This window comes from Cohnella sp. GbtcB17, assembly GCF_019091135.1.
Taxonomy (GTDB): domain Bacteria; phylum Bacillota; class Bacilli; order Paenibacillales; family Paenibacillaceae; genus Cohnella.
Genome location: NZ_JAGXJW010000097.1, coordinates 1 through 15,502 on the forward strand (window position 1 = coordinate 1; position 15,502 = coordinate 15,502).

Here is a 15,502-nt window from a genome sequence, read left to right on the forward strand (position 1 = left end):
GCCGCGCCGCCCCCTTGTATACGGAGGACGACGTGGAAACGGAGGCGGGCGAGATCGGCGACGAGCTGCTCCGCCTCATCTTCGCCACCTGTCACCCGTCGCTCTCGCGGGAAGCGCGCGGCGCGCTGACGTTGCGGCTGCTCGGCGGCTTGACGTCGGACGAGATTGCGCATGCGTATCTCGTCCCCGTGCCGACCGTCGCGCAGCGGATCGGTCGGGCGAAGAAGACGCTAAGCGCGGCGCGCGCGACGCTGGACGTGCCCGAGGGGAAAGAGCTGGAGGAACGCCTTTCCTCGGTGCTCGAGGTCGTTTATCTCATGTACAACGAGGGCTATTCGGCCACCGCGGGCGGAAGCTGGATCCGGCCGATGCTCTGCCAGGAGGCGCTGCGTCTCGGCCGGATGCTGGCGGAGGTCGCGCCGCGGGAGCCGGAGGTGCACGGCCTCGTCGCCCTGATGGAGATCCAGTCGTCGCGTTTCAAGACGCGCGTAGGTCCGTCCGGCGAGCCGATCCTGCTCATGGACCAGAATCGCGCGCTTTGGGACCGCCTCCTGATCCGCCGCGGTCTGGCCGCGCTCGAGCGCGCCAGAAGCCTGGGCCGACCGCTCGGCCCGTACGCGCTGCAGGCCCCGATCGCGGCCTGCCACGCGCAGGCGCCCGCGCCCGGCGACACCGACTGGGCCCGGATCGCTGCGCTCTACGAAGCGCTGTCGCGCGTCGCTCCTTCGCCCGTCGTCGAGCTGAATCGCGCCGTCGCGATCGCGATGGCGTTCGGACCGGCGATCGGGCTTCAGATCGTCGACCGGTTGGATGACGAGCCCGCTTTAAAAGGCTATTACCTGCTGCCGAGCATCCGCGGGGACTTGCTCGCGAAGCTCGGGCGCATGGAGGAGGCGCGGGCGGCGTTCGAGCGGGCTGCCTCCATGACGCAGAATTTGCCGGAGCAGGAGCTGATGCGCCGCCGCGCGGCGGAATGCGCGGAGCGGGACATTTGACAATGACCATACAGAAGCGAGGATGGGACGGACGATGAAAAGCGACTCGAACCGGACGGAACGGTTTGCGATATCCAAGGACGGAACGCGGATCGCCTACGATGCGGTCGGTAAAGGACCGATAGTGATATTGGTAGGCGGCGCGTTCAGCTACCGGACTTTTCCCGGGCTGCAAAAGCTGGCCGGCCTTCTGGCGCCGGACTTTACGGTCGTCAATTATGACAGGCGGGGCCGGGGGGACAGCGGGGATCAGAAAACGTACGCGGTTGCGCGGGAGATCGAGGATCTCGAAGCCGTCATCGCGGCAAACGGCGGAGACGCGCGCGTGTGGGGGCTGTCCTCCGGCGCGGCGCTGGCGCTGGAAGCTGCGGCAAGGGGCGTCGGTATGGACAGGCTCGCGCTCTACGAGCCTCCCTATCTGGCCGGCGGAAAGGGCGAGGTGTCGCCGGCGGAGCAGCGGGCGCAGCTGGAACGATTGATCGCAGCGGATAAACGGGACGAAGCGGTCAAGTACTTCCTGCGCTTGATGGGCGCGCCGGGTTTTGCGGTAACGCTGATGCGAATCATGCCGTTCTGGCCCCGCCTTCGCGCCGTCGCCCACACGCTGCCCTACGACGCTTCGATTATGGGCGATTATTCGCTTCCCGAAGCGAAGCTTGCTTCAATCCGCATACCGGTTCTCGCGATCGGGGGCGACAAGAGCCCGGCTGCGCTTCAGGAGGCGGCCAGGCAAGTAGGCAAGGCCGTTCCGTTCGGCGAATCGCGCTTGCTCGAAGGGCAAAATCACAACGTATCAATGAACGCGCTCGCGCCGGTGCTGAAGTCGTTTTTCCTCGCTTGAGCCACCGTTGAAATTCATGCAAGGAGGAGATCGCTCATGCGATTTATGATCCTGATCAAGGCAAACGCGCGCTTCGAGGCGGGGATCGAGCCGGCAAGCGACCGGGCCGCTGCGTTCGCGGCTTACAGCCGGCAGATGAAGGAGGCGGGCGTCCTGATCGAATCCGCCAGCCTGCTGCCCAGCGCCGACGGGCTCCGGCTGACGTATTCGAACGCGGAAGGTCCGCCGGCGATGACGGCAGGACCGTTCGGCGGCGCGGAAGGACAGGTCGCGGGGTATATGCTGCTGGAGGCCGACTCGGAGCGGGAGGCCTACGCCTGGGCGGCGAAGATGCCCGACCCTTACGGCTTCGGAGAAGGCGGGATCGAGCTGCGCCGGCTTCGCGAGACCGCCGAGCCGCCGTTCACCGCGGGCTTGAGCCCGATCGAGGCCGAACTGCGCCATCAGCTCGGCGCATTAAGAAATTTGCACGAATAATCTCACTTAGGAGGAACCGCTCACATGAACCCGGAAATCACGCAATTTATCGCAGATCTCAAAGAGCCTTGGCAAGCCGAGCGCTGCAATGCGCTGCGAGAGCTTACCCTCGCGGCCATTCCGGACGCGCTGGAGCGCATGCAGTACAAAAAGCCGCATTACCTCAAAAACGGCAAGTATGCCGCCGTCATTTCGACGTCGAAGGATGCGGTAAGCTACACGATTTTTAACGCCGAGGGCATTGCGTTCCCCGAAGGCAACTGGAGCGGACCGCCCGAGCGCAAGACGATCAAGATTGGGAAGGCGCAGGATGTAAATAAGGAAGAGCTGGCGGACTTGCTCAAGCAAGCTTCGGCTTCTCTTTAAAGTCGATTGATCGTTGACAGATCTGCCATTTTTGGACATAATCGAATTAATGAAAGAAACGGGGAAGCGCCCCGTCAGAGCCGAACACGAACCGTGTCGCTTTGACGGGGCTTTTCTGTTAGGAGGACGCCTGAGATGGAAGACAAAAAACGACCGGATGACAAAAAGCGATTGGAGGAGCGCGTCGGCGAGCAGCAGGTGACGTACGACATTTATGCCGCGATGCCGGACGACGGATTGCGCTACGAAGTGCTGGACGGCTCGCTGGAGCTCATGTCGCCGGGACCGAATACGTCGCATCAGATTTTAAGCTACAATTTGCAAGCTAAGCTGTCAGGTAGTCGCAAGTCAGAATATCTCATTTTATATGCGCCGCTCGATGTCATCCTCAGTCCTACGAACGTGGTGCAGCCTGACTTGATCTTCATTCGTCCGGAGCGTGCCGACATCGTGACCAAGCGTGGCATCGAAGGTCCGCCTGATCTCGTCGTGGAGATTCTGTCGCCCGGCTCTCGTCACCGGGACCGCGTCCGCAAGCTGCGAATCTATGAAAAGCATGGCGTGCCCGAATACTGGATTGTGGATCCCGGCGCCAGGACCTTGGAGCAGCATCTGCTGCAGGGCGACCGGTTGGAGCTCAGCCGCGTGTACGAAGGCGAAGACGCGGTGACGTCGGACAGGCTGCCCTGCGTGTCGTTCACGGTGGCCGGGCTGTTCGACGATCCGACTCTGCAGCGGCTGCTGTCCTCGAACTGAATCGTCGTCCGTCCGGCGTCATCGGCACGTCGTGGACAAGCCTTCGATTAGAACAGCGCGTTCCAGATCCCCTCGATTCCGACGATAAAGAAGATCCAGACGCCGACCATGATATGGGATACGGAGGCGCCAAGGAGCGAGCGCTGGCGCGCGTACATCCAGCCCCAATAGAGGCCGGGGAAAAAAGTCAGCAGCGCGAACGTGAGGTTGAGGTGCGAGTGCGCCGTCGAGAACATGAGGTTCGACAGGACGATCGCGATCCAGGTGCGGCTTCGGGTCGGCGGCAGGAAGTTATGCAGCGAGGACTGGATGCCGCTTCGCGAGATGAACTCCTGCACCGGGCAGAACAGCGCATAAGCGAGGCCGTAAATATAGAAGGTGCTGTCCACCTTCCGCCCTTCGATGATCGGGATGATGCTGAACACCTGGTCGTCGATCTCGGGATGCATGTACAGCACGACTCCCTTCAGCAGGGCGATGGCGGCCAATAGCGGCAGCGTCATCAGGAAGCTGCGCCAAAGGACGCCGCGCCAATTTTCCAGCGTCAGGCCGAACGTTTTCATCGGGTAGCCGCTCTTCTTGATCATGACGAACATGACGGCCGACATCAACGCCAGTATCACGATAGAGATCAAATTCGAGCCGAAGTTGATGACAAGCGTGTTCAGCGATTTGAGCGCGAGCGTGTAGATGCCCAGCATGAATAGAAGATTGACGGTAAAAAGGCCCATGGCGATTCGGGCTTTGTTCGTCTCCAGCTCGTTTTTCATCGCGGCGACGGTCAGATTGTTGGTCGCGTCCAGCTTGCCGGTCAGCGAAGCTGCGACATGGTTCAGCAGCTTGATGCGAATCGGATCGAAGGCGCGGTCGCCGGTCATCCGCGCCGGATCGATCCGGATCAGCGCCGCGGGCTCAGCCGCCCTGACCGTTGCCGTCCGCGCTACATTCCCTTCGAGGATCGAGGTTTCCCCGATGCACGTACCGGCACCGAGCGTCGCCAATGCGTGCCAGCCGCCCGTGCCCGGCTCCGCCTTCACGACCTCCGCGCTACCTTTTTCCACGAGATAAAGCGCTTTGTCGGTGTCTCCTTCCTTAATGAACACCGTGCCCGCGGGCAGCTCGACCCGCTCGGATATTTCTGCGATCAACGCAAGCTCGTCACGGGTCATCGCCTGGAACAGCGGATTCGTCATAAAAAATGTTAGCAAGCTATCGAGTCCGATCGTCGTCATGGGTGGGGGGCTCCTATCTTCAATTTGAGCGGACGGTTAGGGCCGGTTGATGTCTTCGATTCGGATCGCGCGCGTGTGAACCGTGTGGTTCCACGTTTTTTTGTTGAAGGTGAGCAGACCGACCAGCGTGATCGGGAACCAGGTGAACTGGAAGACGGGGAACAGGATCAGTCCCAGATAGGACTTAAGCGGCCGCTTCTCGATCGCCATGACGAGCGGGAACTGCAGGAAGAGCGCTGCGTTGAGGGCGATCCACGCCCAATCGGGGACGGTCCGAAGCACCGCGACCTGCTCGGAGAGCGGGGTGGCGAGTTGGAGATAGGACATGACCCAGACGGCCGCGACGAACAGGAACCGGATGGGCTGAAACAAGTACATGACCGCGTCGAACTGCGCAAACTTGCGCGTCCGCAAGGCGCTTACGAACAGCGGGACAATATACCTGCGCGCACAGTCGGTATGTCCGCGCATCCATCGCAGACGCTGGCGGATGGAGCTTGAGAGGGTAACCGGCTTTTCGTCGTAGACGATGGCGTCGGGCGCCCAGGTCGGATAGATCTCGCGCTCGATGCAGCGCGCCGTGAACTCGACGTCCTCGGTGAGCGAGGTGGCGTTCCAGCCCATCTCCTTCAGCAGTTTCGCCTCGAAGCACATGCCGGTGCCGGCGAGCGTGCTCACCATGCCCCAGTTGTGCCGGGCTTGCTGCCACATTCGGTTAATGAACCAATAGGTAATCGCATAGGAAAGGGAGACCCAGGAGTCGTAGGGGTTTTTCGTCTCGACATAGCTCTGGATGACACGGTGTCCGTCCGACAGCTTGTCGTTCATCTCGCGCAGGAAGCCAGCGCTGATCAGGTTGTCCGCGTCGAATACGAGGACGGCGTCGTACTGCCGTTCGCGCTGCCAGAGACGTTCGAGCATCCACTCCATCGCATAGCCTTTGCCGACGAGGACCTTGTCGAAGCGTTCCATGACGGTCGCGCCGTACGACGCGGCAATCCGCGCCGTGCCGTCCGAGCAGTTGTCGGCGACGACGTATACATCGTACAGATCCCTCGGATAATCGAGGCGGTTCAAGTTGTCCAGCAGCGGTCCGATCACTTTCTCTTCATTGTGCGCGGCGACCAGAATCGCGAACGTTCGGCTTGGCGCGTGTTTGCGGCCGGTGTCGGCCTTTCGCCTGAAGCCCGCCAGGCTGATGAAAATCTGATAAGCGGTGACGACAAAAATCAAAATCTGGCAAACATCCGCAAGCAGCATAAAAAAGGTGCGCATGAGCATTTCCTCTCGGGTCTAAGGTGTCGGTCTAGGGTTGCGAAATGAAAGAGAAAGGTCAAGCGCACGCGATCGCGCGTCGTATGAGGCGATATCGGTCTTGCCGTTGCCGTCAAAATCGGCGGCGAGTCCGACGTTGCCGCGCTTCGCGGCCCAGGGGCCGTAGGCGTTGTCTGTCGGCTTGAACCGGCCGCCGCCATCGTTCGTGTAGACGCGCCAGATGCCGGATGCCGCAGCATACGAGATCAGATCGTCGAGGCCGTCGCCGTCCGTGTCTCCGATGAGCAGCTGCTCCCCCTTTTTTAAGGAGACGCCCTTCACGGCAATGGGGGCGCCGCCGGCCGAATCGTCCGCGTCCGCCGGCACGATGACGAGGCCATCCTCCGACACGGACGCATAGAGCGCGTCGTCACGGTCTTTGCTCAAGAAGCGGCCCGTATGCAGCATGGCGTCCGTCGGCAAGGCGGCTAGCTGCTCGGCGGAGGGTGCAAAGCGGCCGTCCCGGTAAGCCAACAAAGCGAGCTTGTCGGCGCTGCGAGCCAGCAAAGCCGTCCGGCCGTCCTGCGTCCGAATCGGCTGCAGCCGGTCTAGCCCCGTAGGTAGCGTGCCCGCAGGGACGGGCTCGGCGAACCGGCCGTCTTCAGCCAGGCTGACGCGCGTTTTTCCCGATCCCGGATCGTACGCGACGAGATCCTGCCTGCCGTCGGCGTTCAGATCGGCCAGCAGCACCCGCTCCTGCGGCGGCAGCTCGGCTTTGAGCCAAACCTGCGTCGCCGCCTGCGGACGGTTGCGCGGCATGCCGTAGTCGCCCGGGATGACCGAGATCCGGTGCGCCTCGCGCACGACGACGTCCGCATGGCCGCTCCCGGTCACGTCTCCGAGCAACACATCGTCCGCGGACGTGCCGAGCGGGAGCATCACTCGGTGCGCCGGCGTAAAGGGAATGACTTCGTTCAGCGACATCCACCGGTAGCCCTCCCGTTCCAGCCCCTCCACGAGTCTGTGCAGCTTGGACGGCGAACCGTCTGCTTTGTATCTGTAGACCGGCAGACCGTCCTTCATCTGCGTTTGGCCGTCCGCGCCCGTCACCGGTTCCAGCGCGGGAAACTCGAGGAACGGATGGAAAAAGAGCGAAGCCAGCCCGTCGAACCCTTTCGCCTTTTTGAGCAGCTTGTCCACAGATGCATCGTCCGTAATGTAGCTGAGAGGAGCGGGCACGTAGACCGAGCCGAGGCTGTCCTGCCCGTATGTATTGCGGCTCTCGTACACGTTCATGTCCTTGAACGACCGGAGGGAGAACAAGTCCGGCTGATACAGGATGCCGACATAGGAGCGGAACACCTTCTCCTGCGCGCGCGTATCGCGATAATGCGGCGATTCCCAGAAGGCGGGGCGGAGCCCGGCACGCTTGAAAGCCGCCAGGCTGCTCTCGATGCGGGCGGCGGCATAGCCGGTATCCTTGGTCTCGGACGCGCCAGGCACTTTGAATTCGTAGCCGGTGCCGGAGTTCTGTCCGTCGCCCTTCATGACGGTATCTCCGTATTGGTGGGTGTAGCCGTGCATGCCGAGCGTGCCGCCGTTGTCTTCTGCTTTTCTTAGCAGCCGGATCAGCGATAATGTGAGAGCGTCGGGCTGCGGATCGTCGATGCCGCGCTCTTGCCAGACGCCGTCGCCTCCAAGGCTTATGCTCCGCGGGATGACGGCCATTTGAAAAGGAATGCCTTCGGCTTCGATATATTCCAGCACGGCGCGCAGCTTGCCGAGCGCTTCCGGCGTACCGTATTCGCCGCCGGGACCGATGTCCTCAAGCCGCAGCAGCGCGTGCTGCTTGTCCTTGTTCGGATAAATATTCGTACCCGTATACGTCAAGGCGTACACGGTCGCGGCGAGGGCCGCGGCCGTGCCGCCGGCGATGATGCCCGTCCATTTCCATCGTTTGCGTTTCAACTTGCCAGTCCCTCAGTTCATGGCTTCTTAATCGTTTGCGGCCGACCGCTGCAAGCGCACTTTCTACTATAGCAGGTGCGGGCTTGTTGTAAACTGAAAAATCGTCGGCATTTTACGTCCGGCACACAAATGCAAAACACGCGCTTAATGAAAGCGGTCTAGTATAGGCTTGTATACCAAATGTGGAGGGGAAACGATGAAACTTCGAGACAAGAAAGTGTTCAAGGCAACGCTTGCCGGTACGATGACGGCAGCCATTCTGACAGCCAGCGCAGTCACCGCTCAACCGCACGACCGCGCAGACGCCGCATCCCCTCAAACGAAAAACGTCATCCTGTTCGTCGGCGACGGCATGGGCGCCGCGGCGCGCGACGCCATCCGCCTGGCGACGGTCGGAGAGAAGGGCAATCTGGCGATGGACGCCATGCCTTACGTCGGATTGATTCATACGAGCTCCACGGTGCCGGTCACGGATTCGGCCGCCTCGGCGACCGCCTATGCCAGCGGCGTGAAGACTTATAACGGCGCGATCGGCATGGACGCCAACAAGAAGCCGGTCAAGACGATCATGGAGTACGCGAAGGAAAACGGAAAATCGACCGGCGTGGTCACGACCAGCCAAGTCACCGACGCGACCGGCGCCGCCTTCGGCGCGCATGTCGAAGACCGTTCCAAGCAGAGCGACATCGCGCTGCAATATTTGACCAAGAGCAAGATCGACGTCATCCTGGGCGGCGGGGAAGACTTCTGGTATCCTGCGGGCAACCCGGGCAAGTTCAAGGACGAGCCTGCCGAAGACCCTTCGGAGAAAAGCAAAGGCACGCAGGGCAACCTGATCGACAAAGCCAAATCGCTCGGATACAGCTACGTCTCCACGAAGGCGGACCTGCAAAAGGCGAAGGGCGGCAAGCTGCTCGGTCTGTTCTCCAATGAAGAGATGTTCCAGCAAAAGCCCGAAGGCGAGGGCGATATCTATAATCCGGTCGTCTCGCTGCCCGAAATGACCAAAAAAGCGATCGATACGCTGTCCGCCAACAAAAAAGGCTTCTTCCTGATGGTCGAAGAAGAAGGCACGGACGAGTTCGCGCACCAAAACAACGCCAAGATGACGATCAAAGCAGGCCAGCAGCTGGACCAGTCCGTACAGGTCGCCAAGGATTTCGCCAAGAAGCACCCCGACACGCTCGTGCTGGTGCTCGCCGACCACGAGACCGGCGGCTTCTCGATCGAGGAAGCCGACGACAAGGATGAATCCGGCGACGGCATCTCCAAGGAAGACGGACCGTTCCAGATCGCAGGCACGAAGCAAAACTTCGTCGTCGACTGGACGACCTCGGGCCACACGGCTGTCGACGTTCCGATCACGGCCATGGGGCGCAATGCGCAGCTCTTCACCGGCATCTACGAGAACACCGAGGTGTTCACGAAGCTGAAGCAGGCGATGGGCATCAAGGGCAAGTAAGCTCCGCCTGTGAAACGGACGCTATAACGAGAAGGTACAGCACCGCGAAAACGCGGAGCTGTACCTTTTTGCTTATTGCCCGGTTTTTCCGGCTAACTCGCGAATTATTGTGAATCACTTATCTGCATAATCGGGACTCACTAATCATTTTATTTTATTTTTGTGTTGCTTATTGCGTTATTAATGACGCACATATATAATTATGACACACAATAAAATTTAAAAGGCGGCATTAATCCGAACCGCCGGGAGGAGAAGCAGCATGTCGAACGCGACGAACGCCTTACAGGGAACCGCTCCGTCTCTTGAACTGGGTATGGTCATCTGCAAGCACTGTCAGCAGCTCATGTATACGATTCCGACCAATGGCGTGAAAAAAATATACGGCGTGTGCGGGCAGGAAGGCTGCCTGGAGACGGTCGAGGCGAGCGAGGGCGAAGATTGATGAATGTGCAATCCTGGGTTTATTCCTTTGAAGAAGGCCATGCCGGCATGCGGACGCTGCTGGGCGGGAAAGGCGCCAATCTGGCGGAGATGACGCGTGTGGGACTTCCGGTGCCTCCCGGCTTCACGATAACGACCGATGCGTGTCGGGCTTTTTTCCGGGCAGGCAATCGGATCTCGGGCGAGCTGCAGCTGCAGATGAGGGAAGCCGTGGCGCGGCTGGAGGAGAAGAAGGGTCAGCGGCTCGGCGATGCCGCCGACCCGCTGCTCGTCTCCGTCCGGTCGGGATCGGTCGACTCGATGCCCGGGATGATGGATACGATCCTCAATCTGGGATTGAACGACGAGACCGTGAAGGGGCTGGCTGCGGACACAGGCAACGCCCGCTTCGCCTACGATTGCTACCGGCGGCTGGTCCAGATGTTCGGCCAGGTGGTGCTCGGCATCGAAGCCATCCGCTTCGAGCGGCTGCTGCGCCGCTTGAAGCGGGAGCTCGGCGTCGAGCAGGACCAAGAGGTGTCGGCCGAAGGCTGGATGCAGTTGATCGGGGAGTACAAGGATTGCGTCAAGGCGTTCTCGGGCATCGACTTTCCCCAGGACGTGCACGAACAGTTGACGCTCGCGACCGAAGCCGTGTTCAAGTCCTGGCACAATCAGCGGGCGCAGGTTTACCGCAAGATCAACCGCATTCCCGACGAACAGGGCACGGCGGTTAACGTACAGAGCATGGTGTTCGGCAATAAAGGGGACGACTGCGGCACCGGCGTCGTGTTCACGCGCAATCCGTCTACCGGCGAGCGGGCGCTGTTCGGCGAGTACCTGACGAACGCGCAGGGCGGGGACGTCGTCGCCGGCGTGCGCACGCCGCAGTCGATCGCGACTTTGAAGGATGTCATGCCGCGGGTATACGACGAGCTGTCCGAGCTGTGCGGACGCCTGGAGCTGCATTACGCGGACATGCAAGACATCGAGTTCACGGTGGAGCGCGGCGAGCTCTACGTGCTGCAGACGCGGGGCGGCAAGCGCAACGCCCAGGCCGCGCTGCGGATCGCCGTAGATCTCGCGGCCGAAGGCGTCGTCTCGCGCGAGGAAGCGCTCATGCGGATCGAGGTGTCCCATCTGGAGCAGCTGCTGCACCGCGGCATCGACGAGCAGGCGGCGGGCGATGCGATCGCGTCCGGCCTGCCTGCGTCGCCGGGCGCGGCCGTCGGCATGGCCGTCTTTGACGCGGACACAGCCGCGGCGTGGGCGCAGGCGGGCAAGCCCGTCGTTCTCATGCGGGCCGAGACGACGCCGGAGGACATTCACGGCGTGCTCGCCGCGGAGGGCGTACTCACCAGCCGGGGCGGCATGACCAGCCATGCGGCGGTCGTGGCTCGGGGCATGGGTAAGCCGTGCGTATGCGGCTGCGAGGAGATGCGGATCGATCCGGCGCTGCGGGAGGCGACGGCAGGCGAAAGGACGATCGCCGAGGGAGATTGGCTGACGCTGGACGGCACAAGCGGCCGCGTATACGCCGGCCGGATCCCGCTCAAGGAGGCGGCGGTTACGGACGAGCTGCAGCAAGTGCTGCGCTGGGCGGACGACGTTCGCCGGCTGCGCGTCTACGCCAATGCGGATACGCCGGCGGACGCCGGAATCGCACGCGGCTTCGGCGCGGAGGGCATCGGGCTGTGCCGGACGGAGCATATGTTTTTTGCGCCCGAGCGGCTGACCGTCATGCAGACGATGATCATGGCGGAGTCGCGGGAGGAACGGCTGGCGGCGCTCGCGCTTCTGCTGCCGATGCAGCAGGCCGACTTCGAAGGGCTGTTCCGGGAGATGGACGGACTGCCGGTTACGATTCGGCTGCTCGACCCGCCGCTGCACGAGTTTCTGCCGAATGCGGGAGAGCTGCAGCAGAAGCTGCAGGCGGCCGAAACGGAGGAGGCGCAGGTGCAGCTGCGCCGGATGATCCACAAGGTCCATGCGCTGCACGAAGCCAACCCGATGCTCGGACAACGAGGCTGTCGGCTGGGCATCGTCTATCCCGAGATCTACGACATGCAAGCCGAGGCCGTCTTCTGGGCGGCTGCGACGTGCGCCGAGGCGGGAATCTCGGTGCATCCGGAGATCATGATCCCGCTGGTCGGCGACGCGAGCGAGCTGAGCCTGCTGCGCGAACGGGTCGACCGTGCCGCGGAGCGCGTGCTCGGCGAGGCCGGCAAGAGCGCATGCCGCTACAAGATCGGCACGATGATCGAAGTGCCGCGCGCCGCGTTGACGGCCGATCGCATCGCGGCCCATGCGGACTTTTTTTCCTTCGGCACGAACGATCTGACGCAGATGACCTACGGCTACAGCAGAGACGACGCGGAGGGCGGCTTCATGTCGCATTACCTGGAGCAGAAGCTGCTCCCGCACAACCCGTTCCAGGTGCTGGATCCGGACGGCGTCGGGCAGTTGATCGAACTGGCGGCGACGAAGGGACGCTCGCGCAAGCCTGGCTTGAAGACGGGCATCTGCGGGGAGCATGGCGGAGACAAAGATTCGATCGCGTTCTGCCATCGCGCTGGACTCGACTATGTCAGCTGCTCGCCGTACCGCATCCCGATGGCGCGGATCGCGGCCGCGCAGGCGGCGATCGAGAGCGCGGCCGAGGACGAAGAGAGACCGACCATCCGGGCGATCTAGATCTATATTGAAGAGGGGCTGGCAACGGGCGGAAAAGAAGAGCGGTGGCGAGCGGCGCCTTTGCGCGGCGGGGGTGTGATCGGGACGCGGATCGGTTACAATGGGGGAAAAGAGTCGTCCAGCCTGGAGGTTGCCATGCTCGAACTATCAACGCGCCAGCTCGAGATCGTCGATCTGGTCCGCAAGCGCGCGCCGATCACCGGCGAGCAGATCGCGGAGGCGCTAGGCGTCACCCGACCGTCGATCCGGTCGGATCTCGGATTGCTGGCGATGCTGGGCTACATCGACGCCAAGCCGAAGGTCGGCTATTTCCCGGCCGCAGCGAATGGCGATGCCGGCTCGTCCGCGCAGGATGCCGTCCTGCGAATGCGCGTCAAGGAAGTGATGGGCGTGCCCGTCGTCCTCCGCGAGACGGCGACCGTCGGCGACGCGGTCGTCTCGCTTTTCCTCGAAAACGTGGGCAGCCTGATCGTCGTCGATGCGGCGGGCTCGCTGACCGGTATCGTCTCGCGCAAGGACTTGCTGAAGGTCGCGGTCGGCAACGCGCACGCGGATGCCGTCATCCTGGGCATGGTCATGACCCGGTACCCCAATATCGTCACCGTAGCGCCGGAAGATACGATCCTCGACGCGATGCGCAAGATGATCGTGCACGAGGTAGACGGTCTTCCGGTCGTTCAAGCGCATCCGCAAGGCGGAGTGCCGGCCGCCGAAGTCGTGGGCCGGATTACGAAGACGACCATCCTGAAGCTGATCTACGAGGCTGCCGTCTCCAGAGAGATTCCCTGAAGCTGTTCGAGTATCCAATCGGCAAGAGCCGGAGGCGATCGAGGCGTCGCGAATGCGACGCGGATCGGCCTCTTTCTCTTTGTCGGACCACATCGCCTTATAGAACGGAGAGAAACCTACATCATGCTGCACGTCGTCATCAACGCCTTTCTCCTCGCGCTCGGACTCATCCTCCCGCTCGGCGCGCAAAATGTATTCGTCTTCAACCAAGGGGCCCTGCAGCCCCGTTACGTTCGCGCGCTGCCGATTACGATAACGGCTTCGGTCTGCGACACGCTGCTCATCTCGCTCGCCGTATTCGGCGTGTCCGCCGTCGCGCTCGGCATCGTCTGGATCAAGGTGTCGCTGATCTCCGCCGGCGTGCTTTTTTTGCTGTACATGGGTTGGGTCATCTGGCGCAGCAAGCCAAACGCCGCAACCAACGGACAAGCTGTGCGGCTGGGCGCGAAGCGCCAGATCGCGCTGACCGCGTCGCTGTCGCTGCTTAATCCGCATGCGATTATGGACACGGTCGGCGTCATCGGCACGAGCGCGCTGCGTTACGATGGCTGGGACAAGTTCGTTTTTGCCGTCACCTGCATCGCCGTCTCGTGGCTTTGGTTCCACGGTCTGGCGCTGGCGGGCAGAATCGCGGGCAGGGCCGATCCCTCGGGCCGTTTCCTCGTCGTATTGAACAAAATTTCCGCGCTGATCATGTGGGGGACGGCGATCTATCTCGGATTGTCGCTGTTCGAATAAGCGCCGGCACAGGCGATTCCTGACGGAAGGGGATACCGTTCAAACGCAAAAAACAGCCGATTGCGCGTGGATAATAATACGTGTTATATTCACGTTGAGGTGCAGCTAATGACAGGCAATGGAAGGACGCCGAATACTGGCAAGCGAACGACGAGCTTCGACGTGGCCAAAGCCGCGGGCGTGTCCCGGAGCCTCGTGTCCGCCGTCATCAACGGCACGCCGGGCATCGGCGTCGGACCCGAGACAAGAGCAAAGGTGCTTAAGGCGATCAAGGAACTGAATTACCAGGTAGACGCGCAGGCGCGGGCGATGAAAACCGGACTCAGCCGCTGCGTTGCCGCGTTCGGCGACATGAAAAATCCGCTTTTCCTTCAACTGCTCGAAGGCATGCAGAAGGCTTGCGCGGAGCGCGGCTACCACGTGCTGATCAGCGGCCAGAGCGAGGACGACCGGGACAGGCTGAACATGCTCGACTTGTACCGCCAGCGCAGGATCGACGGCATCGTAACGCTCGACGTGACGGAATACGAGAGCGCTTCTTGGATCGAGCGGGTGCGAGAGTACGGCGTCCCTTACGTGTCCGTGGAAGGCTATGCGAAGACGGAAGGCGTCGCTTCGGTGCTCGCCGACTACCGCGACAGCATTCGGCAGGCGATGGACTACCTGGGCGGCACGGCGGATCGTTATCCCGTCTATCTCGAAGCCTACGAGGAACGGCCCGGACGGAATTGGGCGGAGCGCGATCGCAATGCCGCGTACGAAGCCTGGTGCGCCGCGAGAGGCTGGACGCCGGTCGTTCACCGCTTCCGCGTACAAGACGAAGCGTGGCTCGGCCGGTACTTGGACGAAGCGGTCGCAGACGGCAGGGGATTGCCGCCGATCCTGATCAACTGGTCGGTGGGCGCCGTGCCGCTGTACAGGGCGGCCTGGGAGAGAGGCATTCGCATCGGCGAAGAGCTTGTTCTCATGGCGGGAGACAATACGCGCCGGAGCAACGCGTACATGACGCCCTCGCTTGCCTCCGTGGAGATCCCGTATGCGGAGATGGGGGAGGAGGCGGTGCGCTTGCTGCTGGAGCCGCCGCAGGACGAGCCGGCCGCCAAGCGGCGGCTACGGGCGTCGATCAGGCCTGGAGACAGCGCCCCGAACAGCGCGCGCGGTTAACCCGCCGCTTTTTTACGCAACTTCATAACACGTGTCATCATTTATTCATGGGAGGGATCTTCATTTATGTTTTGGATCGTGGAGAAGCTTCAGAAACGGATCGAAGAGCTGGCCGCGTACCGCTACCGTCATGCTTTGCCGCTGGATGAGTGGGAGATGCAGCAGGACGAGACGCGCGCGAACGGCGTAAGCCGTCCGCCGGAGCTGACGGGCGAGCTTCGGATGCGCAAGGTAGAGCGCTGGGTCGGCTACGACCGGTACGTCTGGCTGAGGCGCAAGGTCCATGTGCCTGAAGACTGGAAGGGGCAGGAGGTCGTCGGGCTGTTCGACTTCGGCCTGACCG

15 protein-coding genes are annotated in these 15,502 nt (G+C 62.1%); 12 read left to right on the forward strand and 3 right to left on the reverse strand.

The window, feature by feature from the left end; genetic code table 11:
- The 5 genes from KVT38_RS31715 to KVT38_RS31735 form a co-directional block, all read left to right on the forward strand.
- The coding region (locus KVT38_RS31715) for an RNA polymerase sigma factor (RefSeq protein ID WP_217597760.1) at positions 1-995 on the forward strand (995 nt) is incomplete at its 5' end.
- A gap of 34 nt (positions 996-1,029) precedes the next feature.
- A complete protein-coding gene (locus KVT38_RS31720; RefSeq protein ID WP_217597761.1) occupies positions 1,030-1,836 on the forward strand; it encodes an alpha/beta fold hydrolase in 807 nt (268 codons plus the stop codon).
- 36 nt (positions 1,837-1,872) lie between these two features.
- Positions 1,873-2,313: a YciI family protein gene (locus KVT38_RS31725; protein WP_217597762.1), complete on the forward strand. Its 441-nt coding sequence runs from the start codon at positions 1,873-1,875 to the stop codon at positions 2,311-2,313.
- Positions 2,314-2,337: 24 nt separating this feature from the next.
- The gene (locus tag KVT38_RS31730) at positions 2,338-2,679 is read left to right on the forward strand and encodes a DUF1801 domain-containing protein (RefSeq protein WP_217597763.1); all 342 of its coding nucleotides are present in this window, start codon (positions 2,338-2,340) and stop codon (positions 2,677-2,679) included.
- A 135-nt stretch (positions 2,680-2,814) separates the two neighbouring features.
- Positions 2,815-3,435 (forward strand): Uma2 family endonuclease, encoded by a 621-nt coding sequence (locus KVT38_RS31735; RefSeq protein WP_217597764.1) that lies wholly within the window; start codon positions 2,815-2,817, stop codon positions 3,433-3,435.
- Positions 3,436-3,482: 47 nt separating this feature from the next.
- Here the strand turns inward: KVT38_RS31735 and KVT38_RS31740 are convergent, their stop codons facing one another.
- The 3 genes from KVT38_RS31740 to KVT38_RS31750 are packed head-to-tail and all read right to left on the reverse strand — an operon-like array spanning position 3,483 to position 7,889.
- Positions 3,483-4,667, reverse strand: a complete 1,185-nt coding sequence (locus KVT38_RS31740) for a cyclic nucleotide-binding domain-containing protein (RefSeq protein WP_217597765.1) — start codon at positions 4,665-4,667, stop codon at positions 3,483-3,485.
- Between the two features lie 36 nt (positions 4,668-4,703).
- Complete coding sequence (locus KVT38_RS31745) at positions 4,704-5,942, reverse strand: glycosyltransferase family 2 protein (protein ID WP_217597766.1); 1,239 nt, start codon at positions 5,940-5,942, stop codon at positions 4,704-4,706.
- 18 nt (positions 5,943-5,960) lie between these two features.
- A complete protein-coding gene (locus tag KVT38_RS31750) occupies positions 5,961-7,889 on the reverse strand; it encodes a DUF2334 domain-containing protein (RefSeq protein ID WP_217597767.1) in 1,929 nt (642 codons plus the stop codon).
- Between the two features lie 196 nt (positions 7,890-8,085).
- Here KVT38_RS31750 and KVT38_RS31755 point away from each other — a divergent pair, with 196 nt between their 5' ends.
- From KVT38_RS31755 to KVT38_RS31785, 7 genes are all read left to right on the forward strand, one after another.
- Positions 8,086-9,351, forward strand: a complete 1,266-nt coding sequence (locus tag KVT38_RS31755; protein ID WP_217597768.1) for an alkaline phosphatase — start codon at positions 8,086-8,088, stop codon at positions 9,349-9,351.
- Between the two features lie 262 nt (positions 9,352-9,613).
- Entirely contained in the window at positions 9,614-9,796 is a 183-nt protein-coding gene (locus tag KVT38_RS31760) for a GapA-binding peptide SR1P (RefSeq protein WP_217597769.1), read from the forward strand.
- Positions 9,796-12,468 carry a pyruvate, phosphate dikinase gene (ppdK, locus tag KVT38_RS31765; protein WP_217597770.1) on the forward strand — a complete coding sequence of 891 codons (2,673 nt, stop codon included), beginning with the start codon at positions 9,796-9,798 and terminating at the stop codon, positions 12,466-12,468. Before KVT38_RS31760 ends, ppdK begins: the two co-directional genes overlap by 1 nt.
- Before the next feature lie 135 nt (positions 12,469-12,603).
- Positions 12,604-13,257, forward strand: a complete 654-nt coding sequence (locus KVT38_RS31770) for a helix-turn-helix transcriptional regulator (protein ID WP_217597771.1) — start codon at positions 12,604-12,606, stop codon at positions 13,255-13,257.
- A gap of 123 nt (positions 13,258-13,380) precedes the next feature.
- Positions 13,381-13,995 carry a LysE/ArgO family amino acid transporter gene (locus KVT38_RS31775; RefSeq protein ID WP_217597772.1) on the forward strand — a complete coding sequence of 205 codons (615 nt, stop codon included), beginning with the start codon at positions 13,381-13,383 and terminating at the stop codon, positions 13,993-13,995.
- 108 nt (positions 13,996-14,103) lie between these two features.
- Positions 14,104-15,159 (forward strand): LacI family DNA-binding transcriptional regulator, encoded by a 1,056-nt coding sequence (locus tag KVT38_RS31780; RefSeq protein ID WP_217597773.1) that lies wholly within the window; start codon positions 14,104-14,106, stop codon positions 15,157-15,159.
- A gap of 66 nt (positions 15,160-15,225) precedes the next feature.
- Positions 15,226-15,502 (forward strand): hypothetical protein (locus KVT38_RS31785; RefSeq protein WP_217597774.1); only part of this gene is annotated, 277 nt, incomplete at its 3' end.